The organism is Actinomadura napierensis (genome assembly GCF_039529375.1).
Classification (GTDB): domain Bacteria; phylum Actinomycetota; class Actinomycetes; order Streptosporangiales; family Streptosporangiaceae; genus Spirillospora; species Spirillospora napierensis.
The window spans coordinates 173221-200184 of the sequence record NZ_BAAAMR010000003.1; the positions used below are offsets into that span (position 1 = coordinate 173221).

At 73.7% G+C, this 26964-nt stretch carries 27 protein-coding genes and 1 pseudogene; 17 read left to right on the forward strand and 11 right to left on the reverse strand.

Translation table 11 applies throughout. The annotated features are described in order from the left end of the window. Positions 1-31 precede the first annotated feature (31 nt). The 6 genes from ABD296_RS03570 to ABD296_RS03595 all read left to right on the forward strand — a co-directional run bounded on the left by ABD296_RS03570 (position 32) and on the right by ABD296_RS03595 (position 6764). The gene (locus ABD296_RS03570; RefSeq protein ID WP_344261350.1) at positions 32-1210 is read left to right on the forward strand and encodes an amidohydrolase family protein; all 1179 of its coding nucleotides are present in this window, start codon (positions 32-34) and stop codon (positions 1208-1210) included. 22 nt (positions 1211-1232) lie between these two features. Then, a complete protein-coding gene (locus ABD296_RS03575) occupies positions 1233-2816 on the forward strand; it encodes a methylmalonyl-CoA mutase family protein (protein WP_344261352.1) in 1584 nt (527 codons plus the stop codon). Continuing rightward, the gene (locus ABD296_RS03580; protein ID WP_344261354.1) at positions 2816-3223 is read left to right on the forward strand and encodes a cobalamin-dependent protein; all 408 of its coding nucleotides are present in this window, start codon (positions 2816-2818) and stop codon (positions 3221-3223) included. Before ABD296_RS03575 ends, ABD296_RS03580 begins: the two co-directional genes overlap by 1 nt. Positions 3224-3364: 141 nt before the next feature. Further along, a complete protein-coding gene (locus ABD296_RS03585; RefSeq protein ID WP_344261356.1) occupies positions 3365-4321 on the forward strand; it encodes an LLM class F420-dependent oxidoreductase in 957 nt (318 codons plus the stop codon). Further along, the gene (locus tag ABD296_RS03590) at positions 4318-5361 is read left to right on the forward strand and encodes a CaiB/BaiF CoA transferase family protein (protein ID WP_344261358.1); all 1044 of its coding nucleotides are present in this window, start codon (positions 4318-4320) and stop codon (positions 5359-5361) included. The genes ABD296_RS03585 and ABD296_RS03590 overlap by 4 nt, the downstream gene beginning before the upstream one ends. Continuing rightward, positions 5358-6764 carry a class I adenylate-forming enzyme family protein gene (locus ABD296_RS03595; protein ID WP_344261360.1) on the forward strand — a complete coding sequence of 469 codons (1407 nt, stop codon included), beginning with the start codon at positions 5358-5360 and terminating at the stop codon, positions 6762-6764. Before ABD296_RS03590 ends, ABD296_RS03595 begins: the two co-directional genes overlap by 4 nt. A gap of 21 nt (positions 6765-6785) precedes the next feature. Here the strand turns inward: ABD296_RS03595 and ABD296_RS03600 are convergent, their stop codons facing one another. From ABD296_RS03600 to ABD296_RS03635, 8 genes are read right to left on the reverse strand one after another with little or no spacing between them, the layout of a single operon-like run. Continuing rightward, a complete protein-coding gene (locus ABD296_RS03600) occupies positions 6786-7655 on the reverse strand; it encodes an SDR family NAD(P)-dependent oxidoreductase (protein ID WP_344261362.1) in 870 nt (289 codons plus the stop codon). Between the two features lie 4 nt (positions 7656-7659). Next, positions 7660-8571 carry an LLM class F420-dependent oxidoreductase gene (locus ABD296_RS03605; protein WP_344261409.1) on the reverse strand — a complete coding sequence of 304 codons (912 nt, stop codon included), beginning with the start codon at positions 8569-8571 and terminating at the stop codon, positions 7660-7662. Positions 8572-8578: 7 nt separating this feature from the next. Beyond that, entirely contained in the window at positions 8579-9433 is an 855-nt protein-coding gene (locus ABD296_RS03610) for an NAD(P)-dependent oxidoreductase (protein WP_344261364.1), read from the reverse strand. Next, a complete protein-coding gene (locus ABD296_RS03615; RefSeq protein WP_344261367.1) occupies positions 9430-9825 on the reverse strand; it encodes a carboxymuconolactone decarboxylase family protein in 396 nt (131 codons plus the stop codon). Before ABD296_RS03615 ends, ABD296_RS03610 begins: the two co-directional genes overlap by 4 nt. Before the next feature lie 24 nt (positions 9826-9849). Further along, positions 9850-11274: an aldehyde dehydrogenase family protein gene (locus ABD296_RS03620; protein WP_344261369.1), complete on the reverse strand. Its 1425-nt coding sequence runs from the start codon at positions 11272-11274 to the stop codon at positions 9850-9852. A gap of 32 nt (positions 11275-11306) precedes the next feature. Then, positions 11307-12287, reverse strand: coding sequence for a ferredoxin--NADP reductase (locus ABD296_RS03625; RefSeq protein ID WP_344261371.1), 981 nt, complete (start codon positions 12285-12287; stop codon positions 11307-11309). 9 nt (positions 12288-12296) lie between these two features. Continuing rightward, positions 12297-13070, reverse strand: coding sequence for an SDR family NAD(P)-dependent oxidoreductase (locus ABD296_RS03630; RefSeq protein WP_344261373.1), 774 nt, complete (start codon positions 13068-13070; stop codon positions 12297-12299). Continuing rightward, positions 13067-13834 carry an SDR family NAD(P)-dependent oxidoreductase gene (locus tag ABD296_RS03635; RefSeq protein WP_344261375.1) on the reverse strand — a complete coding sequence of 256 codons (768 nt, stop codon included), beginning with the start codon at positions 13832-13834 and terminating at the stop codon, positions 13067-13069. Before ABD296_RS03635 ends, ABD296_RS03630 begins: the two co-directional genes overlap by 4 nt. A gap of 53 nt (positions 13835-13887) precedes the next feature. Between ABD296_RS03635 and ABD296_RS03640 the strand changes: the two genes are divergently transcribed. Genes ABD296_RS03640 through meaB form a run of 3 tightly spaced genes read left to right on the forward strand, consistent with a single transcriptional unit; the run spans position 13888 to position 17393 of the window. Next, positions 13888-15348 (forward strand): class I adenylate-forming enzyme family protein, encoded by a 1461-nt coding sequence (locus tag ABD296_RS03640; protein ID WP_344261377.1) that lies wholly within the window; start codon positions 13888-13890, stop codon positions 15346-15348. Further along, positions 15341-16495: a thiolase family protein gene (locus ABD296_RS03645; protein WP_344261379.1), complete on the forward strand. Its 1155-nt coding sequence runs from the start codon at positions 15341-15343 to the stop codon at positions 16493-16495. Before ABD296_RS03640 ends, ABD296_RS03645 begins: the two co-directional genes overlap by 8 nt. A gap of 19 nt (positions 16496-16514) precedes the next feature. Further along, a complete protein-coding gene (gene meaB / locus ABD296_RS03650; RefSeq protein ID WP_344261381.1) occupies positions 16515-17393 on the forward strand; it encodes a methylmalonyl Co-A mutase-associated GTPase MeaB in 879 nt (292 codons plus the stop codon). A gap of 3 nt (positions 17394-17396) precedes the next feature. Here the strand turns inward: meaB and ABD296_RS03655 are convergent, their stop codons facing one another. Together ABD296_RS03655 and ABD296_RS03660 are read right to left on the reverse strand one after the other, a co-directional pair. Further along, positions 17397-18224, reverse strand: a complete 828-nt coding sequence (locus tag ABD296_RS03655) for an acyl-CoA thioesterase (protein ID WP_344261383.1) — start codon at positions 18222-18224, stop codon at positions 17397-17399. Positions 18225-18270: 46 nt separating this feature from the next. Next, positions 18271-18948: a TetR/AcrR family transcriptional regulator gene (locus ABD296_RS03660; RefSeq protein WP_344261385.1), complete on the reverse strand. Its 678-nt coding sequence runs from the start codon at positions 18946-18948 to the stop codon at positions 18271-18273. Positions 18949-19060: 112 nt separating this feature from the next. Here ABD296_RS03660 and ABD296_RS03665 point away from each other — a divergent pair, with 112 nt between their 5' ends. Then, positions 19061-20047, forward strand: coding sequence for an NADPH:quinone oxidoreductase family protein (locus ABD296_RS03665; RefSeq protein WP_344261387.1), 987 nt, complete (start codon positions 19061-19063; stop codon positions 20045-20047). On the opposite strand, the gene ABD296_RS03670 is transcribed toward ABD296_RS03665, so the two are convergent. Beyond that, positions 20044-20586, reverse strand: a complete 543-nt coding sequence (locus ABD296_RS03670; protein WP_344261389.1) for a carboxymuconolactone decarboxylase family protein — start codon at positions 20584-20586, stop codon at positions 20044-20046. The two genes, ABD296_RS03665 and ABD296_RS03670, sit on opposite strands and share 4 nt — an antisense overlap. A 305-nt stretch (positions 20587-20891) precedes the next feature. On the opposite strand from ABD296_RS03670, the gene ABD296_RS03675 reads away from it, so the two are divergent. The 7 genes and pseudogenes from ABD296_RS03675 to ABD296_RS03705 form a co-directional block, all read left to right on the forward strand. Then, positions 20892-22265, forward strand: coding sequence for an ABC transporter substrate-binding protein (locus ABD296_RS03675; protein ID WP_344261391.1), 1374 nt, complete (start codon positions 20892-20894; stop codon positions 22263-22265). Continuing rightward, entirely contained in the window at positions 22265-24376 is a 2112-nt protein-coding gene (locus ABD296_RS03680) for an ABC transporter permease subunit (RefSeq protein ID WP_344261393.1), read from the forward strand. Before ABD296_RS03675 ends, ABD296_RS03680 begins: the two co-directional genes overlap by 1 nt. Then, positions 24357-25067 (forward strand): ABC transporter ATP-binding protein, encoded by a 711-nt coding sequence (locus tag ABD296_RS03685; protein ID WP_344261395.1) that lies wholly within the window; start codon positions 24357-24359, stop codon positions 25065-25067. Before ABD296_RS03680 ends, ABD296_RS03685 begins: the two co-directional genes overlap by 20 nt. Next, positions 25064-25771, forward strand: coding sequence for an ABC transporter ATP-binding protein (locus tag ABD296_RS03690; protein ID WP_344261397.1), 708 nt, complete (start codon positions 25064-25066; stop codon positions 25769-25771). The genes ABD296_RS03685 and ABD296_RS03690 overlap by 4 nt, the downstream gene beginning before the upstream one ends. Then, positions 25768-26226, forward strand: coding sequence for a hypothetical protein (locus tag ABD296_RS03695; protein ID WP_344261399.1), 459 nt, complete (start codon positions 25768-25770; stop codon positions 26224-26226). Before ABD296_RS03690 ends, ABD296_RS03695 begins: the two co-directional genes overlap by 4 nt. Next, positions 26223-26543, forward strand: a complete 321-nt coding sequence (locus ABD296_RS03700) for a hypothetical protein (protein ID WP_344261401.1) — start codon at positions 26223-26225, stop codon at positions 26541-26543. The genes ABD296_RS03695 and ABD296_RS03700 overlap by 4 nt, the downstream gene beginning before the upstream one ends. A 29-nt stretch (positions 26544-26572) precedes the next feature. Then, positions 26573-26964 (forward strand): annotated as a pseudogene (locus ABD296_RS03705) (amidohydrolase family protein); the annotation flags it as partial.

A 26964-nucleotide genomic window follows, 5' to 3' on the forward strand; every position in this document is an offset into this window, starting at 1 on the left:
CTATTCTCAATATCGCCTAAGGAGGATATCGATGCCGTCGCGCGCGCTGCCGTATCCGCTGTTCGACGCGGACAACCACCTCTACGAGACCCAGGAGGCGCTCACGCGCCACCTGCCGAAGCAGTACGCGGGAGCCATCCAGTACGTCCAGGTGAACGGCCGTACCAAGATCGCCATCCGCGGCCAGATCAGCGACTACATCCCCAACCCGACCTTCGACGTCGTCGCCCGCCCGGGCGCGATGGAGGACTACTTCCGGCACGGCAACCCCGACGGCAAGAGCAAGCGGGAGATCTTCGGCGAGCCGATGCGCGCGATCCCCGCCTTCCGCGAGCCCGGCCCGCGCCTGGAGCTGATGGACGATCTCGGCATCCAGCGCACGCTGATGTTCCCCACCCTCGCCAGCCTCATCGAGGAGCGGATGCGCGACGACCCGGACCTGATCCACGTGGTCGTCCACGCCCTCAACCAGTGGCTGCACGAGACCTGGTCCTTCAACTACAAGGACCGCATCTTCACCACCCCCGTCATCAGCCTGCCCATCGTCGAGAAGGCGATCGAGGAGCTCGACTGGTGCCTGGAGCGCGGCGCCAAGACGGTGCTGATCCGGCCCGCGCCCGTCCCCGGGCACCGCGGGCTCCGCTCGTTCGCGCTGCCGGAGTTCGACCCGTTCTGGAAGCGGGTCGTCGACGAGGGCGTGCTGATCGGGATGCACTCCTCCGACAGCGGCTACAGCCGGTACGCCAACGACTGGGAGGGCCACGGCGCCGAGATGCTGCCGTTCAAGACCAACGCCTTCCGGATGCTGGCCGAATGGCGGCCGGTCACCGACGCCGTCGGCTCGATGGCCTGCCACGGGATGCTGACCCGCTTCCCCGAGCTGAAGATCGCGGTCATCGAGAACGGCTCGTCCTGGCTGCCGCCGCTGCTGGACCAGCTCGCCGACGTGCGCAAGAAGGCCCCGGAGGCGTTCGGCGAGGACCCGGTCGAGGCGGTCAAGCGCAACATCCACGTCAGCCCGTTCTGGGAGGAGGACATGGCCGAGCTCTCCGATCTCATCGGGGTCGAGCGGGTGCTGTTCGGCTCCGACTACCCCCACCCCGAGGGCCTGGCCGACCCGGTCAGCTACGTCGACGCGCTCGGGCGGCTGGACGAGGCCGACCAGGCGAAGATCATGGGCGGGAACCTGGCCCGTCTGATGTCGGTCTGACGCGTCCGCCGCCATGGCCGACATGAACGACGACGACACCGTCCGGAGCTCCTCCGGCATCCCCCTCCGCCCCGTCTACGGGCCCGAGGACGTCCGCGGGGGACCGCCCGAACCCGGCCGGTACCCCTTCACCCGCGGGAACTACCCCTCCGGGTACCGGGGGAGGCTCTGGACGATCCGCCAGTACTCCGGGTTCGGCACCGCCGAGGAGTCCAACCGCCGGTACCGGTACCTGCTGGACCAGGGCGGCACCGGGCTGTCGGTCGCGCTGGACCTGCCGACCCAGTGCGGCCACGACTCCGACGACCCGGAGGTGACCGACGAGGTCGGCCGGGTCGGCGTCGCCATCGACACCCTCGCCGACGCCGAGGTGCTGTTCGCCGGCATCCCGCTCGACCGGATCAGCACCAGCTTCACCATCAACGGGACGGCGGCGATCCTGCTGGCGTTCTACGTCGCCGCCGCCGAGAAGGCGGGCGTGCCGCGCGCGAAGCTCACCGGGACGATCCAGAACGACATCCTCAAGGAGTACGCCTCGCGCGGCACCTGGATCTGGCCGCCGGAGCCGTCGCTGCGGCTGATCGCCGACACCATCGAGTTCTGCGCGGCGGAGGTGCCGCGGTTCAACGCGATCTCGGTGGCGGGCGCGCACTTCCGCGACGCCGGCGCCAACGCCGTCCAGGAGATGGCGTTCACGCTCGCCGACGGGGTGACCTACTGCGACACCGTCGTCGAGCGAGGCCGGATGACGATCGAGGAGTTCGCGCCGCAGGTGTCGTTCTTCTTCTACACCCACGGCGACTTCTTCGAGGAGATCGCCAAGTACCGGGCGGGACGGCGGCGCTGGGCGACGATCGTCCGGGAGCGGTACGGCGCGACCAGCGACAAGGCGTCGATGTTCCGGTTCGGCTGCGTGGCGGGCGGCGCGTCGCTGTACGCCCCGCAGGCGCGCAACAACGTCGTCCGGGTCGCCTACGAGGCGATGGCCTCGGTGCTGGGCGGCGTCCAGTCGATGTTCACCGCCGCGTGGGACGAGCCGTTCGCGCTGCCCAGCGAGGAGTCGGCGACGCTCGCGCTGCGCACCCAGCAGATCCTCGCCCACGAGACCGGCGTCGCCCGGGTCGCCGATCCGCTCGGCGGCTCCTACTTCGTGGAGGCGCTCACCGACGCCACCGAGGAGCGGATCGTCGAGATCATGGACGACCTCGACCGGCACGGCGGCATGGTCCGCGCGATCGAGGACGGCTACCTGCAGGGCCTCATCGCCGACGAGGCGTACCGGATCCAGCGCGACCTGGAGTCCGGCGCGCGTCCGGTGGTCGGCGTCAACCGGTTCGCCTCCGACGAGCCCGCGCCCGACATCGACGGCTACGAGCTGGACGCCGAGGGCCGGGAGCGGCAGCTCAAACGGCTGGCGCGGGTGAAGGCGGAGCGCGATCCGGCGGCCGTCCGCGCCCGGCTCGCCGAGCTGTCCCGGGCCGCGGAGGGGGACGCCAACCTGATGGGCCCGCTGATCGACTGCGCCGGCGCCTACTGCACGGTCGGCGAGATGGTGGCCGCGCTCAAGGCGGTCTGGGGCGAGTTCCAGCAGCCGGTGGTGTTCTGATGCCCGCGCGCATACTGATCGCCAAGCCGGGACTGGACGGCCACGACCGCGGCGCGAAGGTCGTCGCCCGCGCGCTGCGGGACGCCGGGTTCGAGGTCGTCTTCACCGGCATCCGGCAGCGCGTCGAGGACATCGTGGCGATCGCGCTGCAGGAGGACGTCGCCGTCGTCGGCCTGAGCATCCTGTCCGGCGCGCACCTCGCGCTGACCGTCCGCACCGTCGAGGCCCTGCGCGCCGCCGACGCCGCCGACATGACCGTCATCGTCGGCGGCACGATCCCGGCCGCCGACGTCCCCCGGCTGCGCGAGGCGGGCGCGGCCGCGCTGTTCCCGACCTCCACCGGGCTCGACGACCTGGTCGCGGAGGTGCGCGCCCTGACGGCCGCGCCGCCGGCCGCGACCGGATGAGCACCGCGCGGTGGCGGCCCGTCGCCGCGCCGCCGGTGTGACCCGAGACCCTCCGCGCACGGCGCGCGCGGAGGCGCACGCGGCCGGGCCGGCGCGCCCGGCCGCATGCGCATCAGCCAACCCAGCGAACTTGGAGGAGCCGTGCGGATCGGTGTGATGAGCGGGCCCGAGCGCGGGGACTCCGCGCGCAAGGCGAGCCGGATGGTCGACGACGCCCGGTGGGCCGAGTCCGCCGGGCTGGACACCGTGTGGGTGCCGCAGGTGCCCACGGACTTCGACGCCCTGGTCGCGGTGGCCCTGATGGGCACGGGAACGAGCCGGATCGAGATCGGCACCGCGGTGGTGCCGCTGCAGGCGCAGCATCCGATCGCGCTGGCTCGGCAGGCCCTGTCCGCCCAGGCGGCGACGGGCGGGCGGCTCGCGCTCGGCGTCGGGCCGTCGCACCACTGGATCGTCCGGGACATGCTCGGCCTGCCCTACGAGCGGCCCGCCGCGTACACCCGCGACTACCTGGACGTCCTGGACGCCGCGTTCGCCGGGCCGGGCCCGGTCGACGTGGAGAACAAGACGTTCACCGTGCACAACCCCCTGGGGCTGGGGGCGGTGGCCCCGCTGCCGGTCCTGGTCGCCGCGCTCGGTCCCGTGATGCTGAAGATCGCGGGGGAGCGGGCGGACGGCACCGTGCTATGGATGGCCGACGAGAAGGCGGTCGGCGAGCACGTCGTCCCCCGCATCACCAAGGCCGCCGAGGAGGCCGGACGCCCCGCGCCGCGGATCGTGGCCGGCGTCCCGGTCTGCCTGTGCGGGCCGTCGGAGGTGGACGCGGCCCGCGAGCGCGCCAACCGGATCCTCGGCGAGGCCGAGATCTCCCCGAACTACCAGCGGCTGCTGGAGTACGGCGACGCCCGCGACGTCGGCGACATCTGCGCGGCGGGCGACGAGGCGGCCATCGCCGCCCGGCTGCGCCGGTTCGCCGACGCGGGCGTCACCGACCTGTCGGTGCGGCTGCTGCCGATCGGCGAGGGCAGGGACGAGCTGGTCGCCTCCAAGCAGCGGACCAGGGAGATGCTCGCGGGGCTCGCGGCGGAGCTGAGGTGAGCGCCGGGCCGCTGGCGGGCATCCGCGTGCTGGAGGCCGGACACATCCTGGCCGGCCCGTACGCCACGATGATGCTCGCCGACCTCGGCGCCGAGGTCACCAAGATCGAGCCGCCGGGCGGCGACCTGTCGCGGCAGGTGAGCGACGCGTACTTCGCCAGCCTCAACCGGAACAAGCGCAGCGTCCGGATCGACCTCACCTCCGAGGCCGGCCGGGCGCGGCTCGGCGAGCTGGTCGCCGGGGCGCACGCCCTGCTGGTCAACCTGAAACCGTCGGCGATCCAGCGGCTGGGGCTCACCTACGAGGCGCTGCGGCACCACAACGAGCGGATCGTCTGCGTCGCGCTCACCGGGTTCGGGCTGGCGGCCGGCGACCATCCCGCGTTCGACTACGTCGTGCAGGCCGCGACCGGCGTCGCCGCGCTCACCGGCGACCCCGACGGGCCGCCGACCCTGCCGGGCTACTCCTCGGCGGACAACTCCGCCGGCCTCACCGCGGCGCTGGGCCTGCTCGCCCAGATCGTCTCCGGGCGCGGCGGGCAGGTGGAGGTGTCGCTGCGGGACGTGATGCTGTCCCAGCTCAACTACCGCGCGTCCGCGTACCTGAACGAGGGCGTCGAGCCGCGCCGGCTGCCGTTCGGCGCGCACTCCTACTACGTCCCGGCCCAGCTGTTCCCGACGGCCGGTGGGCATCTCGCGCTGTTCATCACGCACGACCGCTTCTGGAAGGCGTTCTGCGCGGAGGCGGGCGTCGAGGGGTTCGCGACCATGGCCGAGCGCGTGGCGCGGCGCGAGGAGGTGCTCGCGGCCGTGACCGCCGTCCTGGCGACGGACACCGCCGCCGGCTGGGAGGCCCGGCTGCGCCCGCTCGGCATCCCGGCGGCGGCCGTGCGGACGCTGCCGGAGGCGCTGGCCGCCGCCCCGGACACGGTCGTGGAGGCGGGAGGGTACCGGCTGGTCGGCAGCCCGATCCGGGTCGCCGGGCACGAGCCCCGCTACGGGCCGCCGCCCCGCCTCGGGGAGCACGGAGACCTGACGTGAGCGGGCGGGCCGCGCTCGCCTTCGAGGAGCGCGAGTACACGGCCGCGCGGCTGGACGCGCTCGCCGCCGGGCTGGCCGGGACGCTCGCGCGGCGCGGCGTGCGGGCCGGGGACCGCGTCGCGCTGATGGCCTCGAACCGGCCGGAGTTCGTCGTCGCGGTGCGGGCGGTCTGGCGGCTGGGCGCTGCGGTCGTGCTGTTCAGCCCGTCCTGGAAGCGGGGCGAGGCCGAGCACGCGCTGAAGGTCACCGAGCCGTCGCACGCGGTGGGCGACCATCCTCTCCTCGCCGGACTGATGCCGATGCTGCACCTGGACGAGGAGCCCGTCCGGCCCTCCAACGCCGCCTTCCCCGAGCTGGCACCGGACACCGACGCCCTCCTGGTGTTCAGCTCGGGGACGACCGGCCTGCCGAAGGCGGTCCGGCACACCCACGCCTCCTTCGGCGCCGCCGTCCGGAACTGGCGCGCGACGCTGGAGCTGACCGCGCGGGACCGCATCCAGATCGCCACGCCGCCGTCCCACATCCTCGGCCTGCTCAACATCGAGACGGCCCTGCAGACCGGTGCCTGGATGCGGCTGCACCGCCGCTACGACCTGGACCTGCTGCTGTGGACCATCGAGTCCGACCGGATCACCGTGGAGATGGCCGTCGCGCCGATCGCGCTGGCGATCGCCTCGCACCCGGAGCTGGAGTCGTTCGACCTGTCGTCGCTGCGCTACATCATGTGGGGCGCGACGCCGGTGACCCCGGAGATCGCCGAGACCGTCACACGGCGGACCGGCGTCGGCTGGGTGCCCGCGTACGGGGCGAGCGAGCTCCCCGTCATCGCCTGCAATCCGGTCTCCGGCGCACGGCTGGACAGCGTCGGGCGGGCCGCGCCCGGCGTCGAGCTGCGAGTGGTCTCGCTGGAGACCGGCGAACCGGCCGGACCGGGGGAGACCGGCGAGATCCAGGCGCGGTCGGACTCGCTGATGGCCGGCTATCTGCCCGCCGAGGCCACCGCGGCCGCGTTCGACGGCGGCTGGTACCGCACCGGGGACGTCGGGCACATCGACGAGGGCGGCTGGGTCCGGCTCACCGACCGCGCCAAAGAGATGATCAAGGTGCGCGGGTTCCAGGTCGCGCCCGCCGAGGTCGAGGCCGTGCTGCACGGCCACCCGGCCGTCGCGGACTGCGCGGTGTACGGGGTTCCGGACGGCGCGAACGGGGAGGCGGTCGTCGCGGCCGTCGCCGCGGACGGGCCGGTCGACCCCGGCGAGCTGATCGCGCTGGTCGGCGACCGGCTGGCCTCCTACAAGCGGCCGAGCGAGGTCGTGCTCGTCGAGGAGATCCCGCGCCTGCCGTCCGGTAAGGTGCTGAGGCGGCTCCTCAAGGAACGCCACGGGAGCACGGCCGGCGGCTGAGCCCGGAACGTCCCAGGCCGGTCAGCCGCCCTCGCCCGAGGCCATGGCCTTCAGCACGGGCGCGGGGACGTGGTTCGCCCAGCCCGACTCCGGCCAGTTGAACCAGCCCGAGGACGCGTACGTGCCCCCGTCCGGGTGCAGGGTGCTCCCGGTGACGTACGCGGACAGCCCCGACGCGAGGAACACCACGCAGCCCGAGATGTCGGTGACCTGCCCGACGCGTCCCATCGGGAACGCGATGCGGACGCCGTCGGCGTCGGCGAGGGCGTGGTCGCCGGTCGAGAGCTTCGCGAGGTTGTCGGTCGGGGCGTAGTCGGGCGCGACGTTGTTGACCCGGATGCCGTCGGGGGCGAGCTCGACGGCGAGCGTCCGGCCGAACTGCTCCACCGCCGCCTTCGCCGCCGAGTAGACGGCGAAGCCGGGCGCCGCGCGGTGCGCCTCGATGGTCGTGATGTTGACGATGCTGCCGCCGCGCCCGCCCGCCCGCATCCGCTCGATGGCGAGCGAGCAGGCGTGCAGGACGTGGGACAGGTTGGCGCGCAGCAGCGCGTCCCAGCCCTTGGGGGCGGTGTCGGCGAACGGCGCGCGGAACGTTCCGCCGACGACGTTGACGAGGGTGTCGAGGCGGCCCCAGCGCTCGTCCGCGGCCGTGAAGAGCGCCGCGAGCGCGTCGGGGTCGCGGACGTCGCCGTGCCGGACGATCGCGTCGAGGCCCCGGTCGTCCAGCGACCGGCGCAGGGCGCCGGCCGCGCCGGCGTCGATGTCGAGCACCGCCGGGCGGACGCCGTTGGCGGCGAGGTCGGTGGTGATGGCCTTCCCCAGCCCGCCCGCTCCGCCGGTGACGACGGCGACGGTGCCGTCCAGGCCGCCCCGGTCCTCGAACCAGCCCATGCCGCTACCGCCCGTCCCTCAGATAGGTCGCGCCGAAGGCCTCCAGGAACTCCAGCGTGGCCGCGGGCGAACCGGTGCCGCTCGACACCACCACCCAGGTGACGCCGGCCTTCTCGATCTCGGCGAGCGCCTCGCGGTGCCGGTCGGCCTCGGCGGCCGGGGTCGCGATCCCCGCGTCCTGGTAGGAGTGCAGGACGTCGATCCGGTCGGTGCGGCCGTTGGCGGCCGCCGCCTCCCGCAACTCGGCGATGGCCGCGGCGAGGTCGTCGAGCGAGCCGAGCGCGGGGGTGCGGGCGGTGGCGCTCAGTTGCGCGCCGCCGTTCATCGGCATCCAGCCCTGCGCGCGCTCGGCGACGCGGCGGCGGCTCAGCCGGGAGTTGCCGCCGATCCAGATCGGGATCGGGTCCTGGACGGGCCGGGGCCGCGCGATCACGTCCCGGGCGCTGAAGTGCCGGCCCTCGTAGCCGAACGGCTCGCCGCTCCAGTGCAGCGGGAGCACGTCCAGGGCCTCGTCGAACAGCGCGTTGCGCTCGTCCATGTCGACGCCGAGGGCGTGGAACTCGCTCTTCTGGTAGCCGGTGCCGAGGCCGAGGGTCAGGCGTCCGCCGGAGAGCTTGTCGAGCGTCGCGGCGGCCTTGGCGAGCAGGAACGGGTTGCGGTAGGGCGCGACGGCCAGGTGGGTGAGCAGCCGCAGCCGGTCGGTCGCCCCGGCGGCGTAGGCGAGCGCGACGAACGGGTCCAGCGTCTGGTGGCCGCCCGCCGCGAGCCACCGGGCGCCCGGCACCGGGTGCTCGCTGAGGGACAGGCCGTCGAAGCCGGCCCGTTCCGCCGCGACCGCCACGTCGCGCAGCGGACCGGCGTCGAGGACGTCGCCGTCGAGCCCGCCCGTCTCGGGGTAGTGGTAGATGAACCGCATCGTCACCTCACGGATGCTGGACGAAGGGGTAGATCCGGGTGAAGTCGGCGCCGGGTTCGGCCTCGGCGAACCGCTCCCAGATCGACGCGGTGACCGCGCCGACCGTGGACGGGCCGCCCTGGTCCGCGACCGAGCGCAGGTAGAGCCGCACGTCCTTGCACATGAGCGAGTTGGTGAAGCCGGAGGCGTAGCGGCCGGTGAGCACGTGGTCGGGGAACTTGTCGCCGGTCGCGCCGCTGCGGCCGCTCGCCCCGTTGAGCACGGCGAGCATGGTGCCCATGTCGAGCCCGGCCGCCACGCCGAAGGCGACGGCCTCGCTGGTCGCGGCGAGCGCGGTGGCCGACAGGAAGTTGTTGGCCAGCTTGAGCGCCTGCGCGAGCCCCGGCCGGTCGCCCACCCGGTGGCGGCGGTCGCTCAGCCCGGCGAGCACCGGCTCGACGTGCGCGCAGGCGTCGTCGGGCCCGGAGTACATCACCGCGAGGGTGCGGGCGCGGGCTCCGGCGACGCCGCCCGACACCGGGGCGTCGACGTAGCCGATGCCGCTCCCGGCCAGCAGGTCGGCGACGGTCCGGGAGGCGGCCACCCCGATCGTCGAGGTGTCGACCACGTGGGTCACGCCCAGGACGGGCGCCTCGGTGATGCTCCGGGCGACCTGCTCGGATGCGGTCCCGTCCGGGAGGCTGAAGACCACCACGTCGGCCTTCTCCGCGAGCGCCGCGACGTCGTCGACATGAGCGGCGCCCTCGGGGGAGCGGGCCGGCCCCGCGACGTCGTACGTCACGACGGTCAGCCCGGCTCCGACAAGGTTGGACGCCAGCACGGCGCCCATGTTGCCGAGACCCACGAACCCGACGGTCGTCACCGCCCCGCCCCCTTCTGCTCCCGCGCCGCCCGCACCTGGTTGATGCTCCGCCTGGCGGCGACGCCCGCCGGGGCGCCGCAGTAGGCGGCGACCTGGAACAGCAGCTCGTCGACCTCCGCGTCGCCGACGCCCGCCCGGTGCGCGCTGCTCGCATGCAGCCGGAACTCCTCCATCCGCCCGAGCGCGGCGGTCATCGCCATCACCAGCAGGCTCCGGTCGCGGGACGTCAGGGCGCCCTCCCGGGCCCACACGCCCCACGCCATCGTGGTGATGTAGTCCTGGAACTCCCCGGCCACCGTGTCCGGGCCGGCGGCCGTGCCGTCGACGTAGGCGTCGCCGAGCACGGCGCGGCGCACGGCCCGCGCCGCGCGCAGGTCTTCGCTGTCTTCCATGGGTCCTCTCAGGGGGCCGGGGGTTCAGGGGCGCAGGGACAGGCTGACGGTCTTCACCTGGGCGTACTCGTGCAGGGCCTCGACGCCCTTCTCGCGTCCGTATCCGCTGGACTTGAAGCCGCCGAACGGCGTCTCGATGCCGAGCGCGCCGCCGTTCACCGACACCTGCCCCGCGTCGATCCGCTCGGCGAGCCGCAGGCCGCGCGCGGCGTCGCCGCTCCACACCGCGCCGACGAGCCCGTAGTCGGTGTCGTTGGCGAGGGCGAGCGCCTCCGCCTCGTCGGCGAACGGCATCGTGACCAGGACGGGGCCGAACACCTCCTCGCGGGCGATGCGCAGGTCCGGCGGCACGCGGGCGTAGACCGTCGGGCGGACGAAGCGTCCCCGCGCCTCGGGCCCGCCGTCGTAGGCGGACCCTCCGGTCACCGGCACCGCGCCCTGGCGCTTGGCGTCGTCGAAGTGGTCCAGGACCTTGCGGAACTGCGCCTCGGTGATCATCGGCCCGAAGTCGGCGCCGGGCCGCAGCCGCTCGACGGCCTCCACGACGCGCCCGACGACCGCGTCGTGCGCCGGGGCCTCGACGAGGAGCCGGGTGGTGGCCGAGCACACCTGCCCGGCGTTGAAGGCGACGGCGGACACCGCCGCGGCGACCGCCCCGTCGATGTCGGCGTCGGCGAACACCACCAGCGGCGACTTGCCGCCGAGCTCCAGCGTCAGGGGGATGAGCCGTCCGGCGGCGATCCGGGCCAGGTGCCGCCCGGTGGCGACCGAGCCGGTGAAGGTGACCCGCCGCACCGCCGGGTGGGCGGCGAGCGGGGTGCCAGCGTCCGGGCCGGTGCCCGTCACCACGTTCAGCAGGCCGGCGGGGAGCCCGGCCCCGCCGGCGAGGCGGGCCAGCGACAGCGTCGACACCGAGGTGAACTCCGACGGCTTGGCGACGACCGCGTTGCCCGCGGCCAGCGCCGGCGCCAGCGCCCGGCACGCCTGGTTCAGCGGCAGGTTCCACGGTGTGATCGCGGCGACGACACCGTACGGTTCGAGCCGCGTGTAGGCGTGGTTACCCGCACCGAGGTCGATGGTGCGGCCGTGGTGGGCGCGCAGGACCCCGGCGTAGTAGCGGAAGTAGCCGGCCGACATGCCGATCTCCATGCGGAGCTGGCCCTCGGTCTTTCCGGTGCAGGCCCGCTCGACCTCCATGAGCCCGCCGGCGCCGGCCTCGATCGCGTCCGCGACCCGGTGCAGCACCTCGGCGCGGTCCGCGCCGGACCACCCGGCCCAGCTCGGCTGGGCGGACGCCGCCGCTGCCACCGCGCGGTCCACGTCGGCGGCGGAGCCCGCGGCGATCTCGTCGCCCGGCAGCCGCGTCGAGGGATCGGTGGTGGGCAGGTAGGCGCCGCCCGCCGGGTCGTCGGGCCTGCCGCCGATCCAGTGGCGGTGGCGAACGGGCATGCCTTCCCCCATCTCGTTCCTCGCTGACGCGGTCAGTCCTCGTAGACGACGGTGATGTGCTCGGTCGCCGGCTCGCCCTGGCAGGTGAGCACCCACCCTTCGGCGACCTCGTCCTCCTCCAGGGCGTTGTTCACGCGCATCTTGGCCTCGCCGTCGGTGACCTGGGCCATGCACGTGGCGCAGTTGCCCGCCTCGCAGGAGAACGGCGGGGTGAGGCCCGCCCTGCGCGCGCTCTGCAGCAGCGTCTCGCCCGCGCGTTGCGGGATCGTCTTCCGCTTGCCGGACAGGACGATGGTGACCGTGCCCTCCTTCTCCGGGCCCGCCGGCTCCTCGTCCGCCGCGGCGAACCGCTCGATGAAGATCCGGCCCTCCTCGACGCCGAGGGACAGCAGGGACCGCTCGACCAGGTCCATGAACGGGGCCGGGCCGCAGACGTAGAAGTCGGCGTCCTGGTCGGCGCCGGTGAAGCCGCGCACCCGGTCGGCGGTGACGAAGCCGCTCTCGGCGTCGAGGTGGCGCTCGATCTCGAAGCGCCCGGGGTGGCGGCCGGCGAGGTCGGCCAGCTCGTCGCGGAAGATGGCCGAGCCGGCGTCCCGGTCGGCCGCCAGCACCCGGACCCGCCGGTCCGTGGTGGCCAGCGCGCTCTTGACGAGGGACGCGATCGGGGTGATCCCGCTGCCCCCGCAGAACGCCACCAGCGGCGCGGAGGTCTCCCGCAGGCAGAACGCGCCGGCCGGCCGGGTGACCTCGACCAGGTCGCCGGGCTCCAGGTTGTCGAGCATCCAGTTGGAGACCAGCCCGCCGGGCACGCGCTTCACCGTCGTCCGCAGCTCGGCGTCGGTGTCCGGCGAGCTCGACATCGAGTAGCTGCGCAGAGCGCCGCAGGCCTTGAACGTCAGGAACTGGCCGGCCCGGTAGGGGAACGGCGCGTCCAGCGCGTACGTCCGCGCGTCGGCCGTCTCGTCGATGACCCGCGTGATCCGGACCGGATGGAAGCCATGGTCGTGCGCCATACATGAAATCTAGCTTCTCAACTGCCGAGAACGCAATTCTCTGTGCGTGGCCTCCGAGCGCTGGACGGTGCCGGTGACGCCGCCCGCGTCCTGGCCGGCGAGCAGCACCGCGGCCCTGCCCATCGCCTCCGGCGGCTCGACCATCTCGTCGGGGATCTCCTTGCCGCCGCCACCGGCCGTCCAGCCCTCGGTCAGCACGACGCGGGACGGGGCGAGGCAGTTCACCGCGATGTTGTCGGGCCTGAGCTCGGCGGCGAGCCCCAGGTAGAGGCGTTCGACCGCCGCCTTGGAGACCCAGTAGGCGGTGGCGCCCCGGTCCGTCATGCCGACGCCCGAGGTCGTCACCGCCACCAGCGAACCGCCGCCGCGCGCCTTGACGTGCGGGATGACGGCCCTGGTCACCAGGAACACGCCGGTGAGGTTGACGTCCAGGCACAGCTGCCAGCGCTTGAGCGGCGTCGACTCGATCGGGCCGAGCCAGAGGACCCCGGCGTTGGCGATGAGGATGTCGATGCCGCCGAACTCCGCGGCGGTCGCGGCGACGGCCGCCTCGACCGACTCCTCGCTGGTGACGTCGCAGGGGACGGCGAGGGCGCGGCCGCCCGACTCGTTGATCCGCCCGGCGACCGAGTGGATCGTGCCGGGCAGCCGCCCCTCGCGTTCGGACCGGGCGGCGACGGCGACCGCGGCGCCCGCCTCGGCGAGCGCCACCGCCACCGTCCGCCCGATGCCGCGGCTCGCGCCGGCGACGAACGCGACCCTGCCCGCAAGCGGTCCGGTCACTTCGGCGGGAACCGCAGGGCGCCGTCGAGGCGGATGACCTCGCCGTTGAGGTAGTCGTTCTCGCAGATGTGCTGGACGAGCGCGGCGTACTCGGGGGAGCGGCCCATGCGCTTCGGGTGCGGGACCTGCGGCCCCCAGTACGCCTCCAACTGGTCTCCGGCCTTGCCGTAGGCCGGGGTCAGGAACGTCCCCGGCGCGATGGTCACGACGCGGACGCCGAGCGGCGACAGGTCGCGGGCGGCGACGATGGTCATGCCGACGACCCCGCCCTTGGCGGCCGCGTAGGGGAGCTGGCCGATCTGCCCCTCGTACGCGGCGATGGAGGCGGTGTTGACGATGACGCCTCTGGCCCCCTCCTCGGAGGCGGGCTCCTGCTTCCCGATGGCCGCGGCGGCCAGGCGCATCACGTTGAAGACGCCGGTCAGGTAGACCTCGATGGTCGTGCGGAAGCCGGCCAGGTCCAGGGGCGAGCCGTCCTTGCCGACCAGCCGCCCGCCGCTGGCCGGGCCGCCGTGCGCGTCCACGGAGATCCGCAGCGGCCCCGCCGCCTCGGCCTCCGCGATCGCCCCCAGCACGGAGTCCTCGTCGGTGGCGTCGGTGCGCACGTAGCGGACGCCGAGCTCGTCCTCCAGCGCCTTGCCCTTCTCGTCGGCCAGGTCGGCGACGACGACCTTCGCGCCGGCCGCGTGCAGGCGGCGGACGGTGGCCTCGCCGAGCCCGCCGGCACCGCCGACGACGATCGCGGAACTGCCCTCGATCTGCATTCCGTTACCCTCTCTTGCGAGTAGGAATCTTAGTGAGCGAGAATAGCATTCTCATGAACATCATCATGATCCTCGAGATGGCGGCCTCGGCGGGCGACCGGACGGCGGTGACGGCGGACGGCCGCTCGCTGACCGCCGCGCGGCTGCTGCGCCTGGCCCGCGCGGCCGCCCACCGGTTCCGGCGGCATCCCGCCGTCCTCTACCTGGCGGCGAACCACCTCGCCTACCCCGTGGCGCTGTTCGGCGCCGCCGTGGCGGGCGTGCCGTTCGTCCCCCTCAACTACCGGCTCGGCGAGCAGCAGCTGGACGAGCTGCGGGCCCGCCATCCCGGCGCGCTCGTCCTGCGGCCCGGCGACCTCGACTCCTTCCTGGAGGAGACCGAGGCGGCGGCCTCGCAGGACGAGCCCGGCCTGGAGGCGGTCCCCGACAACGACCGGGACGCGGTCGCGGTGCTGCTGTACACCAGCGGCACCACCGCCGCCCCGAAGTCGGCCGTGCTGCGGCACCGGCATCTGCTCGCCTACGTCCTCAACACCCTGGAGTTCGGGTCCGCGGGGGAGGAGGACGCGGCGCTGGTCGCGGTCCCGCCCTACCACGTCGCCGGCCTGGCGAACCTGCTGTCGAACCTCTACACGGGCCGCCGGCTGGTGTACATGTCCGCGTTCGACGCGCGGGAGTGGCTGGAGACCGTCCGGCGCGAACGGATCACCCACGCGCTGGTCGTGCCGACGATGCTGGCACGGATCGTCGCCGAGGTGCCCGGGGACGACGCCGGGACACCGACGCTGCGCAACCTCGCCTACGGCGGCGCGCGCACCCCGCTGCCCGTCCTGGAACGGGCGCTGCAGGTCTTCCCGGAGACGGGGTTCGTCAACGCCTACGGCCTGACGGAGACGGCGTCGTCCATCGCCGTCCTGGAGCCGGACGACCACCGCGCGGCTCTCACCTCGGACGACCCGGATGCCCGGGCGCGCCTCGGGTCGGTGGGCCGCGCCCTCCCCGGCGTCGAGTTCCAGATCCGCTCCGACGAGGGCGAGCCTTTGGAACCGGGACGGACCGGGCTGGTGTTCGTGCGGGGGGAGCAGATCTCCGGGGAGTACGGCGGCAGGAGCGCCCTCGATCCGGAGGGCTGGTTCCCCACCCGCGACCGGGGACGGCTCGACGCCGGCGGCTACCTGTTCATCGAGGGACGCGCCGACGACACCATCATCCGCGGCGGGGAGAACATCGCCCCGGCCGAGATCGAGGACGTCCTGGTGGCGCACCCCGGGATCGAGGAGGCCGCGGTGCTGGGCGTGCCCGACCCCGAATGGGGGCAGCGCCTCGTCGCCGTCGTCGTCGGGCGAGGCGACCCGGAGGAGATCAGGCGGTGGGTCCGGGAACGGCTGCGCTCCTCCAAGACGCCCGACGACATCGTGTTCCGCACCGAACTGCCGAAGACCGACACCGGGAAGCTGCTGCGCCGCGTCCTGCTGTCCGAGATGGACACGACCTTGGAGAACACCAGTGCCTGAAGCCGTCATCACCTCCGCCCTGCGCACCCCCGTGGGCACCGCCTTCAAGGGGACCCTGCGCGACACCACCGCCTACGACCTGGCGCACCACGTGGTCGCCGCGGCGGCGTCGGGTCTCGATCCCGAGCAGGTCGACGACGTGATCCTCGGAGAGGGGCTCTACGGCGGCGGCGTCGTGGCCCGGCACGCCGCGATCACCGCCGGGCTCACCTCGGTCGCCGGGCAGGCCTGCAACCGGCACTGCGCCGCCGGGCAGGCCGCCGTCCAGGACGCCGCCGCGAGCATCCGGGCCGGCATGGACGAGCTCGTCATCGCCGGCGGGGTGAACTCCGCCTCCACGTCGCCGAAGTCGCGGTTCCTCGTCGGCGGCGAGTGGGTCGAGCCGTGGAACCCGCCCACCCATCCGGACCGCCCGGACGCTCCCAACCTGGACATGTCGATCACCGTGGGCTGGAACGCGGCCGTCAAGGCGGGCGTGTCCCGCGAGGAGATGGACGCCTGGGCGCTGCGCTCGCACCGCAACGCGATCCGCGCCATCGACGAGGGCCGCTTCAAGGAGGAGATCGTCCCCATCGAGACGCCGCACGGCACGTTCTCCGTGGACGAGCACCCGCGGCGCAGCACGTCCATGGAGAAGCTCGCCTCGCTCAAGCCGCTCCATCCGGAGATCGAGGGATTCAGCATCACCGCCGGCAACGCCTGCGGCAGCAACGACGGCGCCGCTGCCCTCGTGGTCGCCAGTGACCGGCTCGCCGCGCGCGCGGGGCTGCCCGTGCTCGCCACCGTCCGGTCGTGGGCGTCGGTCGGCGTCGACCCCGCCGAGACCGGGCTCGCGCCGGTGAAGGCGATCCCCAAGGCGCTGGCCCGCGCCGGGCTCAAGCTCGACGACGTCGAGGTGTTCGAGATCAACGAGGCGTTCGCGTCGATGTGCGTCGCCACGGTCGGGATGCTCGGGCTCGATCCCGACCGGGTGAACGTCAACGGCAGCGGCTGCTCGCTCGGCCACCCGGTCGCCGCCACCGGTGCCCGCATGCTGGTCACGCTGGTGCACGAGCTGCGCCGGCGCGGCGGGGGCGTCGGCGTCGCCGCGATGTGCGCTGGCGGCGGCATGGGCTCGGCCACTGTCATCGAGGTTCCGGCGCCGTGATGGCCGGGGCCGGCGCCCGGTGAACGTCCCGGAGCTGATCGCCGCGGCGCGCGGCGGGTCGGTCCGCGCCGCGGGCCGGCTGCTCAGCCTCGTCGAGGGGCCGCGCCGCGGCGAGGTCCTGGACGTCCTCGGCCCGGCGGCCGCACGGGTCGTCGGCGTGACCGGCCCGCCCGGCGCGGGCAAGTCGACGACCGTCGCGGCGCTCGTCGGCGCGTACCGCGAGGGCGGGGCGCGGGTGGCGGTGCTCGCCGTCGACCCGTCCTCGCCCTACAGCGGCGGCGCCCTGCTCGGCGACCGGATCCGGATGGCGGACGCCGCCGCCGACCCCGGCGTGCTCATCCGCTCGCTGGCGACCCGCGGGCACCTCCGCGGCCTCGCCACCGCCGTGCCCGCGCCCGTCCGGCTCCTCGCCGCCCTCGGCCACGACCCGGTCATCGTGGAGACGGTCGGTGTCGGGCAGTCGGAGATCGAGATCGCCGCGGTCGCCGACCCCGTCGTGGTCGTGCTCGCGCCCGGCGCGGGCGACGCCGTCCAGGCCGCCAAGGCCGGGCTGCTGGAGGTCGCCGACATCCTGGTCGTCAACAAGGCCGACCGCGACGGCGCCGAGCGGACCGTCCGCGAGCTGCGCGCCGAGACCCGTGCGCCGGTCCTCACCCTCGTCGCGCCGAAGGGGGAGGGACTGCCGCGGCTCGTCGAGGCGATCGAGGCGCACGACCGCGCCGACGATCCCGTCCGGCGCGCCGGACGCGCACGCGCGCAGATCCTCTCCCTGGCGCAGAGCCGGCTGCGCGGGCATCCGGCCCTCGCCGAACTGGCCGCCGACGTGGCGGCCGGCCGCATCGACGCCTACGCCGCCGCCGAGGATCTCCTCCGGAGGCCGCTCGGCGGGGCGGGCTGACGATCAGCGGCGGAAGCGTAGGAGGGCCTCCTGCGCGTAGGAGGCGACCAGCGCGCCGTCCTCGGTGAGCACGTCGCCCCTGCCGAAGCAGCGGCCGTGCGCCACCAGCGGGCTGTGCTGGCGGAACAGGAGCCAGTCGCCGGTGCGGAACGGCCGGTGGAACCAGAGCGTGTGGGAGGTGACGGCGGAGGTGAACGCGGTGCCGGCGTCCCGCTGGCCGACGCCCTCGACCGGGCGCAGCGCCGTCCCGATGAGGGTGAGGTCCGTCGCGTAGGCGGTGAGGGCGGGGGCGCCTTCCGGACCGGCCTCGGGGATGCGCATCCACAGGTCCAGCTCGGGCGGCCCGGACGCGGCGGTGTCCAGGTCGGCGGACGCGCGGGTCTCCCAGGGGAGCAGGTCGATCTCCACCCGGTGCTCCGGCCCGGGAACGGGCGGCGCCTTCGGGAGCGTCTGGTGGTCGGGTCCGTCCTCGGCGGCGTGCATCGAGACCGCGGCGGTGGCGATGACGCCGGACGACTGCCGGGCGGTGACCGTCAGCGTCGCGAACGTGCCGCCCTCGCGGTGGCGCTCCACCTCGTACCGGACGGGCTCGCCGGAGCCGCCCTCCCGGGGGAACAGCGCGTGCAGGGACTTGACGGCCTTGCCGGGGCAGGCGAGCGCCGCCGCCCAGACGAACTGGGCCAGGAGCTGTCCGCCGAACAGCCGGTGGTAGCTCAGCCGCTGGTTGCGCCCCTCGTACGCCGCGGACGCGCCCCAGGCGCCGGCCTCCCGGCCCGGGGGGAGCTCGCGCAGGTCGAGGCAGGCCAGAAGGTCGCTCCAAAGGTCGGGCATACCTTCAGTATAGTGATGTTCTTCAATCTGAGAACAGCATTCTCGCTCAGGGCTGGGCGAGCCCCATGGCGCAGAAGTCCCAGACCTCGTCGGCGCTGAGCGGGTGCGCGTTGTCCTCCTCGGCGACCCCGCTGGACTGCGCGACGAACATCACCGTCTGCATCACCAGCGCCGCCGCGCGGCGCGGCCGGACGCCCTCGCGCAGCTGCCCCGCCTCCTCGACCTGCGTCATCAGGTCGGAGAACAGGGCGAGCATCGGCGCGTGCGCGATCTTCACCTCGGCGGGGTGGGAGACCAGCAGCTGCGGGGCGAAGTCGGTGAACAGCGGCCGCTGCGCGCCCGGGTCGGGGCGCGACAGCTCGAACAGCAGCTGCACCGCCACCCGGAGCCGGTCGAGCGGGTCCGACTGCCCGGCCGCGGCGGCCCGGATCTGGTCGGACGACCTGCGCAGGGCGTCCTCGAACAGCGCGAGCAGCAGCTCGTGCTTGCCGTCGAAGTGCTGGTAGAAGCTGCGCAGCGACTGGCGGGAGCGGTCGACGACCTCCTGCACGGTGAAGTCGGTGGTGTTCTTCTCCGTGATGATCGCCTGCGCCGCGTCGAGGAAGCGCTCCACCCGCTGTTCGGCGCGGAGCTTGGCGGCCTTGGTGGAGCGCTCGACCGCGCGCTGCTTCCAGGCCGGTTCCTCGGCCGGGGTGCTCGCGGACGGATCCGTCTTCTGTGCCATGTCAAGAACCTTACTGCACCTAGCCGGGACGACGTTTGCAGTCTCACCCCTCCACTCCTGAAAGGTGGCGAGATCATTACTTTCTTATTCAGAGAATGATATTCTCGCCGCTGTGAGAGCACTGCGTTGCACCGTGCACGGTTCCCTGGACGACCTGACCGTGCGCGAGATCCCCGAGCCGGTCGCCGGAGCCGGCCAGGTCGTCGTCGACGTCCGCGCCGCCGCCGTCAACTTCGCCGACATCCTCGTCGTCCAGGGCGCCTACCAGGTCGCCGCCCCGGTCCCCTTCACGCCGGGGAGCGAGTTCGCCGGACGCGTCGTCGAGGTCGGGCCGGACGTCGAGGACGTCGCGGTCGGCGACGCGGTGTCCGGCTCGGTGTTCGTCGGCGCCTTCGCCCAGCGCGTGGTGGTGCCCGCGACCAGCCTGACCGCGCTGCCGCCGGACGCCGACCTCCGTGCCGCCGCCGCGTCCGGGGTCTCCTACGCCACCGCCTACCACGCGCTCACGCTCGTCGCGGAACTGCGGGCGGGCGAGACGCTGGCCGTGCTCGGCGCGGCCGGCGGGGTCGGCCTCGCCGCCGTCCAGCTCGGACGGCTGCTCGGCGCGCGCGTGATCGCCGTCGCGTCGTCGGAGCGCAAGCGGGGCCTGTGCCGCGCCGAAGGGGCGGACGACGCCCTGCCGTACGAGGACCTGAAGAAGAACCTGGCCGACGCGGGCGGCGCCGACGTGGTGCTCGACCCGGTCGGCGGCGCGCACGCCGAACCGGCCCTCCGCGCGCTGCGCTGGGGCGGGCGCTACGTGACCGTCGGCTTCGCCGCCGGCGAGATCCCCCGCATCCCGCTCAACCTCGTCATGCTCAAGGGGATCAGCGTGCGCGGCTTCGAGTTCGGCGGCTGGGCCCGGCACGACCGCGACGCCCTCGCGCGGGGCCGCGCCGAGCTGACCCGGCTGTTCGCGACGGGCGAGCTGAAGCCGCACATCCACGCCGTCTACCCGCTGGAGGACGCGGCCGGCGCGCTCGCCGCCGTCGCCGGCCGCAGCTCGGCGGGCAAGGTCCTGATCGTGCCCGCGGACCCGGACGTCCCGCGCGGGGCCTAGATCCGCCTGTCGGTCGGCTCGTCGGGCTCGACGCCGAAGGTGTTGAAGGCCATCGCGAGCATGGCGTAGGTGCCGACGGTGAAGAGCAGGTCGATGAGCTGGCGCTCGTCGAGGTGCTTGCCGAGCAGGGCCCAGGTCGCGTCGGAGACGGTCGAGTCGGCGTGGAGTTCGGTGACGGCGCGCAGCACCGCGCTCTCCAGTTCGCCGGCGGCCTCGCCGCGGCCCGCCGCCTCGATCTCGTCCCCGGACAGGCCGATGTCCGCCGCGAGCTTCACGTGCTCCGTCCACTCGTAGGCGCAGCCGCTCAGCCGCGCGACCCGCAGGACGGCCAGTTCGCGCAGCCGGGCCGGCAGGGTCGAGCGCATCATCAGGTAGCCGCTGAAGGGCAGGAACCGCTTCGTCAGGCGCGGGTGCCGGACCAGCGTGGCCAGGGCGTTGCCCGCCCCGCGCGGGTTGATGAGGTGCTCGGGCAGCAGCACGCCCAGCGCGGCGCGCTCCTCCTCGGTCCACTGCTCACCCGGCAGCGGTGGCAGGCGCATGGGTCGGCCCCTCTCGTGAGAATTATATTCTCTCATTTTGCTTCGAAGATTCTCATGCAGTCGGCGCCGCCGTCAACGCTGGGGCCGCGGCCGGCCGCCCACCGCCTGCCTGCGACGTCGCCGGACCCGGCCGCCGGGCGGGGGCCGCGCTGCCATGACCTGAGTGATCAAGGAGTTCTTCGGAGCTGGATCCTTGATTCTCGGCATACGAGAAGCTAGTTTCCTTGCAGCAAGAGGACGACGCCAGAGGGTCGGCGATCACCTGCTCCGCCAGCCGCTCGGGGGAAGCACCGAGGAGGAAACCCGTGAGAACGCCGACGACCATAGCCGCCCTCGCGGCGGTCGCCCTGCTGGCCGCCGGTTGCGGCCGCAGCGGCGGCGGCAACGAGGAACCGACGCAGGGCGCGGCGCCGAAGCAGGCCGTCTCGGCCGACTTCGGCGACCTGAAGGACGTGTGCGGGCCCGGCAGCCCGGCCAAGGCGCCCGCGCAGGGCGTCACCAAGGACGCGATCGACGTCGGCGTCTTCAGCGACGTCGGGTTCACCAAGAACCCCGAGCTGCTGGACGCCGCGAAGGTGTTCACGTCCTGGTGCAACGAGCTGGGCGGCGTCAAGGGCCGCAAGCTCGTCCCGAACATCCGGGACACCAAGATGATGGAGGTCCGCCAGCGGATGCTCGAATCCTGCAAGCAGGACTTCGCGCTCGTCGGCGGCAGCGCCGCGCTCGACGCCATGGGCACCAAGGACCGGCTCTCCTGCCTGCTGCCCGACTTCCCCGCCCAGCAGAGCATGGTCACCAACAACGGCTCGGACCTGCAGCTCGCCCAGACGGGCGGCGTCTCCTACAACCGCTACCAGGGCTACTGGTCGTGGCTGCTGAAGGAGGCCTACCCCGGGTCGAAGGGCTCGGTCGGCATCATCTCGGGCGACTCGCCGGTCACCAAGGGCCTCGGCGGCCAGGCGCAGGAGTCGCTCAGGGCGCTGGGCGGGAAGATCTCCTACAGCGACCTCTACCCGGCGCAGGGCGTCTCGGACTGGACCCCCTACGCCCAGTCGATCAAGAGCAAGGGCGTCAAGGGCCTCATCTTCTACGGGGACTTCACGAGCCTGGCCAAGCTCGAGCAGATCCTCACCGGCATCAACTACAAGCTCGACTGGATCGACGCGAACAACAACGCCTACCTTCCCCAGTTCATCAAGCTGGCGGGCCCGTCCCTGAAGGCGCAGAACAACTTCGCCGACCTCAGCGGGCTGCACCCCCTGGAGACCGCCTCGGACAGCCCGGCGACCAAGAAGGTCCAGGAGCTGTACAAGAGGTACGCCTCCGGCGCGAACGTCACGAGCGTCGCCCTGCGCAGCTTCTCGGCGTGGCTGCTGTTCGCCAAGTCGGCCGGCACCTGCGGGGACGACCTGACCCGCAAGTGCGTCTACGAGGCCGCCCGCAAGGAAACCGCCTGGACGGCCGGCGGCCTGCAGGCCCCGATCGACCTGTCCAAGAACGACGTCCCGCTGGACTGCTTCAACGTCGAGAAGGCCACCCCGGACGGCTGGAAGCCCGCCGACTTCAAGCCCAACAACGGTCCCTACCGCTGCGGCGCGCCCAAGTACAAGTACACCGGCAATTATGGCAAGCCGCTCACCCTCGCCGATGTCGGTAAGAGCATGAACGACCTCAAGTAATGGACCAGTTCCTCGCCTTCGGGATCGTCGGGCTGAGCACCGCCGCGATCTACGCGGTCATCGGCAGCGGGCTGGTGCTCACCTACGTCACCACCGGCGTGTTCAACTTCGCGCACGGCGCGGCGGGCATGCTGGCGGCGTTCACCTACTGGCAGCTGTCCGCCGGCTGGGGATGGCCGGTCCCGGTCGCCCTCGCCGTGGTGCTGCTGGTGCTCGCGCCCGCGTTCGGGCTGTTCGTCGAACGCGTGCTGCTGCGCCCCGTCCAGCACCTGGGCGAGGCGGAGCGGATGGTGATGATGGTCGCGCTGCTGAGCGGCCTCATCGCCGCCGCACGGTGGGTCTGGGACCCGAACGTGGCCCGGCCGCTGCCGACGTTCTTCGCCGACCGGACGCCGCTGCACTGGGGATCGGTCACGATCACCTGGCACCAGGTGCTCACCATGGTGGTCGCGGTGGCGGTCGCGGCCGGTCTCTGGGCGCTGCTCAACCGGACCCGGACCGGCGCGGAGATGCGGGCGACCGTCGACGACCGGGCGCTGGCCGGGCTCACCGGGGCCGACCCGGTCCGCGCGAACCGGGTCGCCTGGGTGCTCGGCACGCAGCTCGCGGCGGTCGGCGGCATCCTCATCGCGCCGGCCGTCGCGCTGGACGCGCAGCAGCTCTCCCTGCTGATCGTCAGCGCCTACACCGCGGCGATCTTCGGCCGGCTGCGCAGCCTGCCGCTGACGTTCCTCGGCGCGGTCGTCGTCGGCTGCATGGAGAGCTACCTGACCGGCTACCTGCCGCAGAACGCCTACCTCCCCGGGCTGCGGCTCGCCGCGCCGGCGCTGCTGCTGTTCGTGGCGCTGCTGCTGTTCCCGCACCGGCGGCTGCGCGGCCGGGACCGGCGCCTGGCCCCGGTGCCGCTGCCGTCGATGCGCGGGGCGCTGCTGTTCGCCGCGTCCATCGTGGTGGTCGGCGTGGTGCTGGCGACCGTCCTGCAGGGCAAGGACCTCATCACCCTCGGGCCGCTGCTGCCGCTCGGCATGGTCGCGCTGTCGTACGTCCCGCTGGCCGGGTACGCGGGCCAGATCTCGTTGTGCCAGCTCAGCATGGCGGGGATCGGCGCGGTCGTGTGGGCGCATCTCGGCGCGCACGGGCAGCCGTGGGCGCTGCTGGTCGCGGTCCTCGTCGCGGCGCTGGCGGGGGCGCTGGTCGCGTTGCCGGCGCTGCGCCTGTCGGGGGTCTACCTGGCGCTCGGCACGGCGGCGTTCACGGTGGTGCTCGACCGGTGGCTGTTCACCCTGCCGTCCTTCTCCGTGTTCGGGGTCCGGATCTCGCTGTTCGACCAGGGGTCGCTGGAGGTGTCGGGCCCGTCGCTGCTCGGCCTGCGGCTGGACGGCGACCGCGAGCTGATGGTGTTCTCGGCGGTGTGCCTCGCGCTGGTCTCGCTCGGCGTGGCCGTGCTGCGCCGCGGCCGGTTCGGCCGGCGGCTGATCGCGCTGCGCGACAGCGAGGCGGCCTACGCCACCCTCGGCGGGAACCTGCTGGTCGCCCGGGTGGCGGTGTTCGCCCTGGCGGCCGGTATCGCCGGGTTCGGCGGCGCGCTGTACGGCATGCAACTGCGCACGATCACGGCCGACCAGTTCAACCTCGTGGCCGGGCTGCCCATCTTCCTGATCGCGGTGATCGGCGGCCTCGGCTGCGTCGGGAACGGGCTGTTCGCGGGGACGGCGTTCGTCGGGCCGAACATCCTGCTCGGCCTGGCCTCGTGGACGCAGAACGTCGTCGCGATCCTGCCCGCCCTGGCCGGCATGGGCCTCGGGCACAGCCCCGACGGCATCGTGCCCCGGCTCCGCCGCGACTGGGAGCCGGCCGCCCGGGACCGGATCGTCCTGCCCGCCCTGCTGTGCGCCCTCGCGCTGGCGTGGCTGCTGCGGGTCCTGGACGCGGTCAACGGCTGGGTCCTGCTGGTCGGTGCGCTGGTCGTCGCATCGGCGCTGCGGGCCTACGCGGCGGCGCGGCGCGACTCCCCGGCGGAGCCGGAGATCCCGGTCGAGTGGTGGGGTGTGCGGCGTCCCTGGCGCGCCGAGGACGGGGAGGTGCTGGCCCGTGGCATCGCTCGAGGTTGAGGGCGTGACGGTCGCCTACGGAGGGAATCTCGCCCTGGACGGCGTCGGCATCGCCGCCGAACCGGGCCGCGTCACCGGCCTGATCGGGCCGAACGGCGCGGGCAAGAGCACCCTGTTCGACGTCGTGTCCGGGCTGCGCCGGCCCTCGACGGGGCGCGTCCTGCTCGACGGCCGGGACGTCACGCGGCTGGGGCCCGCGCGGCGCGCCCGGCTCGGGCTGGCCCGCACGTTCCAGCGGCTGGAGCTGTTCGGCCGGCTGAGCGTCCGCGACAACCTGCTCGTCGCCGCGGAGCTCGGGCCCGAGCGGCGGCACGCCGCCCGGATCGCCGACGAGATCATCGGCAGGCTCGGGCTGGCCGGGGTCGCCGGCGGCCTGGCCGACGCGCTACCCACCGGCGCCGCCCGCCTGGTCGAGGTGGGCCGCGCGCTGGCGGTGCGGCCGTCCCTGCTGCTCCTCGACGAGCCCGCGGCCGGGCAGGACGCCGCCGAGACCGAGCGGTTCGCGGCGCTGCTGCGGTCGCTGGCCGGCGACGGGACCGCCGTCGTCCTGGTGGAGCACGACATGGGGCTGGTCATGGGCGTGTGCGACGAGGTGCACGTGCTCGACCTCGGCAAGGTCATCGCCGCCGGGCCCCCCGAGGTGATCCGCGCCGACGAGACCGTCCTCGCCGCCTACCTGGGGGAGTCGTGAGCGCCCTGTTCGAGCTGTGCGACGTGCGTGCCGCGCACGAGCGGATCACCGTCCTGCACGGGGTGAGCCTCACCGTGGCCGCGGGCGAGGTGGTGGCGCTGCTCGGCCCGAACGGGGCCGGCAAGACCACGACGCTGCACGTCGCCGCCGGCGTGCATCCGGCCGAGTCGGGACGGCTGCTGCTCGGCGGCCGCGACGTGACCGGGGCCCGCCCGCGCGACCTGGCCCGCGCCGGGGTCTGCCTGATCCCCGAGGGTCGCGGCGTGTTCCCCAACCTGTCGGTCCGCGACAACCTGCTGATGATGACCTTCACCGGCCGCACCCGCGCGGAGATCGAGGAGGTCGCCTTCGGGCGCTTCCCCGTCCTCGCCCGGCGCGCCGCGCAGACGGCCGGCACCCTGTCGGGCGGCGAGCAGCAGATGCTCGCCCTCGCCCGGGGCCTCGCCGCCGACCCCGCCGTGCTGCTGCTCGACGAGCTGTCCATGGGCCTGGCGCCGCTGGTCGTCGGCCGGCTGTACGAGCAGGTCGCCGAGATCGCCCGGCAGGGCGTGGCCGTGCTGGTCGTGGAGCAGTTCGCCTCCGCCGTCCTCGGGATCGCCGATCGCGCCGCCGTGCTGGTGCGCGGCCGGATCGAGCGGGAGGGCCGCCCGGACGACGGGCTGCGCGCCGAACTGTCCGCCCTCTACCTGGGGAGTCCCACATGAGCCCGACCGAGACGACGTCCGCCGAACCGAGCCGCGGCGCGCGCGCATCCGGGGAGAACGCGCCGGACGAGGCGCGCGGCGAGGAGGCCCGCGGCGCGCAGACGCGCGCGGACCGCTTCGTCCGCGAGCTGGCGGAGCTGAAGATCCCCGACCCGGCCGCCGGCCGATCCTCGCTGTGGCTGCGCCTCGGCGCCGTGCTGATGGTGGCCGGGGCGGCGCTGGGCGTGGCGGCCTACGCGCTCTCGCACGGCACCCGCGACCCGCTCGTCCAGCGGGACGCCATCACGCTCGGCCTCGGCGGCGTCACCGCCGACATCGCCGGGTCCGCGGTGTTCCTGCGCTACTCGCTGACCGGGTTCCTGCGCTTCTGGATGGCCCGGCAGTCCTACGACATCGCCCAGCTCGCCGACCGCCTGCTCGACAGGGACAAGGAGAAGGAGGACGTCCGCCCATGACCGCACCGGCACCGCGCATCGGTGACCAGCTGGCCAGCACCGCCTGCGGCACGCGGGTGATCATCGTGCGCGCCCCCGCCGGGGGCGTTCCGGAGATCTCCTGCGGCGGCAGCCCCATGGTGCCCGCCTCCTCGACGGGCGGCGCACCGCCCCCGCCGCCCGGCGGCGGGGAGGCCGCCACGCTCATCGGGAAGCGCTACGTCGACGCCACCGGAACGCTCGAGCTGCTCTGCACCTCCTCGGGTGCGGGCGAGCTCAGCTGCGGCGGCGTCCCGATGACCCTCAAGGCGGCCAAGCCGCTGCCCGCCTCCGACTGAGCCGCCCGCCCCCGGACGAAAGGAACGCCATGAAGCGCGAGGACATGATCCTCATCAGCGTGGACGACCACATCATCGAACCGCCCGACATGTTCGTGAACCACCTGCCGAAGAAGTACCGGGACGACGCGCCCCAGCTCGTCCACCGCGAGGACGGCAGCGACGTCTGGAAGTTCCGGGAGACCGTCATCCCCAACGCGGCGTTGAACGCGGTGGCGGGGCGTCCGAAGGAGGAGTACGGCCTCGAACCGCAGGGTCTGGATGAGATCCGGCCGGGTTGTTATGACGTGAACGAGCGGGTCAAGGACATGAACGCGGGCGGGATCCTGGCGTCGATGAACTTTCCGTCGTTCCCGGGGTTCGCGGCGCGGTTGTTCGCCACCGAGGACTCCGACTTCTCCCTGGCGCTGGTGCGGGCCTA

Bases quoted from the DNA above. Each gene is read 5' to 3' on its own strand.
- ABD296_RS03575 (WP_344261352.1), top strand. From the start codon at position 1,233: ATGAACGACGACGACACCGTCCGGAGCTCCTCCGGCATCCCCCTCCGC.
- ABD296_RS03640 (WP_344261377.1), top strand. From the start codon at position 13,888: ATGAACATCATCATGATCCTCGAGATGGCGGCCTCGGCGGGCGACCGG.
- ABD296_RS03620 (WP_344261369.1), bottom strand. From the start codon at position 11,274: ATGCCCGTTCGCCACCGCCACTGGATCGGCGGCAGGCCCGACGACCCG.
- ABD296_RS03625 (WP_344261371.1), bottom strand. From the start codon at position 12,287: ATGGCGCACGACCATGGCTTCCATCCGGTCCGGATCACGCGGGTCATC.
- ABD296_RS03655 (WP_344261383.1), bottom strand. From the start codon at position 18,224: ATGCCCGACCTTTGGAGCGACCTTCTGGCCTGCCTCGACCTGCGCGAG.
- ABD296_RS03570 (WP_344261350.1), top strand. From the start codon at position 32: ATGCCGTCGCGCGCGCTGCCGTATCCGCTGTTCGACGCGGACAACCAC.
- ABD296_RS03635 (WP_344261375.1), bottom strand. From the start codon at position 13,834: ATGCAGATCGAGGGCAGTTCCGCGATCGTCGTCGGCGGTGCCGGCGGG.
- ABD296_RS03605 (WP_344261409.1), bottom strand. From the start codon at position 8,571: ATGCGGTTCATCTACCACTACCCCGAGACGGGCGGGCTCGACGGCGAC.
- ABD296_RS03600 (WP_344261362.1), bottom strand. From the start codon at position 7,655: ATGGGCTGGTTCGAGGACCGGGGCGGCCTGGACGGCACCGTCGCCGTC.
- ABD296_RS03615 (WP_344261367.1), bottom strand. From the start codon at position 9,825: ATGGAAGACAGCGAAGACCTGCGCGCGGCGCGGGCCGTGCGCCGCGCC.
- ABD296_RS03660 (WP_344261385.1), bottom strand. From the start codon at position 18,948: ATGGCACAGAAGACGGATCCGTCCGCGAGCACCCCGGCCGAGGAACCG.
- ABD296_RS03680 (WP_344261393.1), top strand. From the start codon at position 22,265: ATGGACCAGTTCCTCGCCTTCGGGATCGTCGGGCTGAGCACCGCCGCG.
- ABD296_RS03670 (WP_344261389.1), bottom strand. From the start codon at position 20,586: ATGCGCCTGCCACCGCTGCCGGGTGAGCAGTGGACCGAGGAGGAGCGC.
- ABD296_RS03695 (WP_344261399.1), top strand. From the start codon at position 25,768: ATGAGCCCGACCGAGACGACGTCCGCCGAACCGAGCCGCGGCGCGCGC.
- ABD296_RS03580 (WP_344261354.1), top strand. From the start codon at position 2,816: ATGCCCGCGCGCATACTGATCGCCAAGCCGGGACTGGACGGCCACGAC.
- ABD296_RS03700 (WP_344261401.1), top strand. From the start codon at position 26,223: ATGACCGCACCGGCACCGCGCATCGGTGACCAGCTGGCCAGCACCGCC.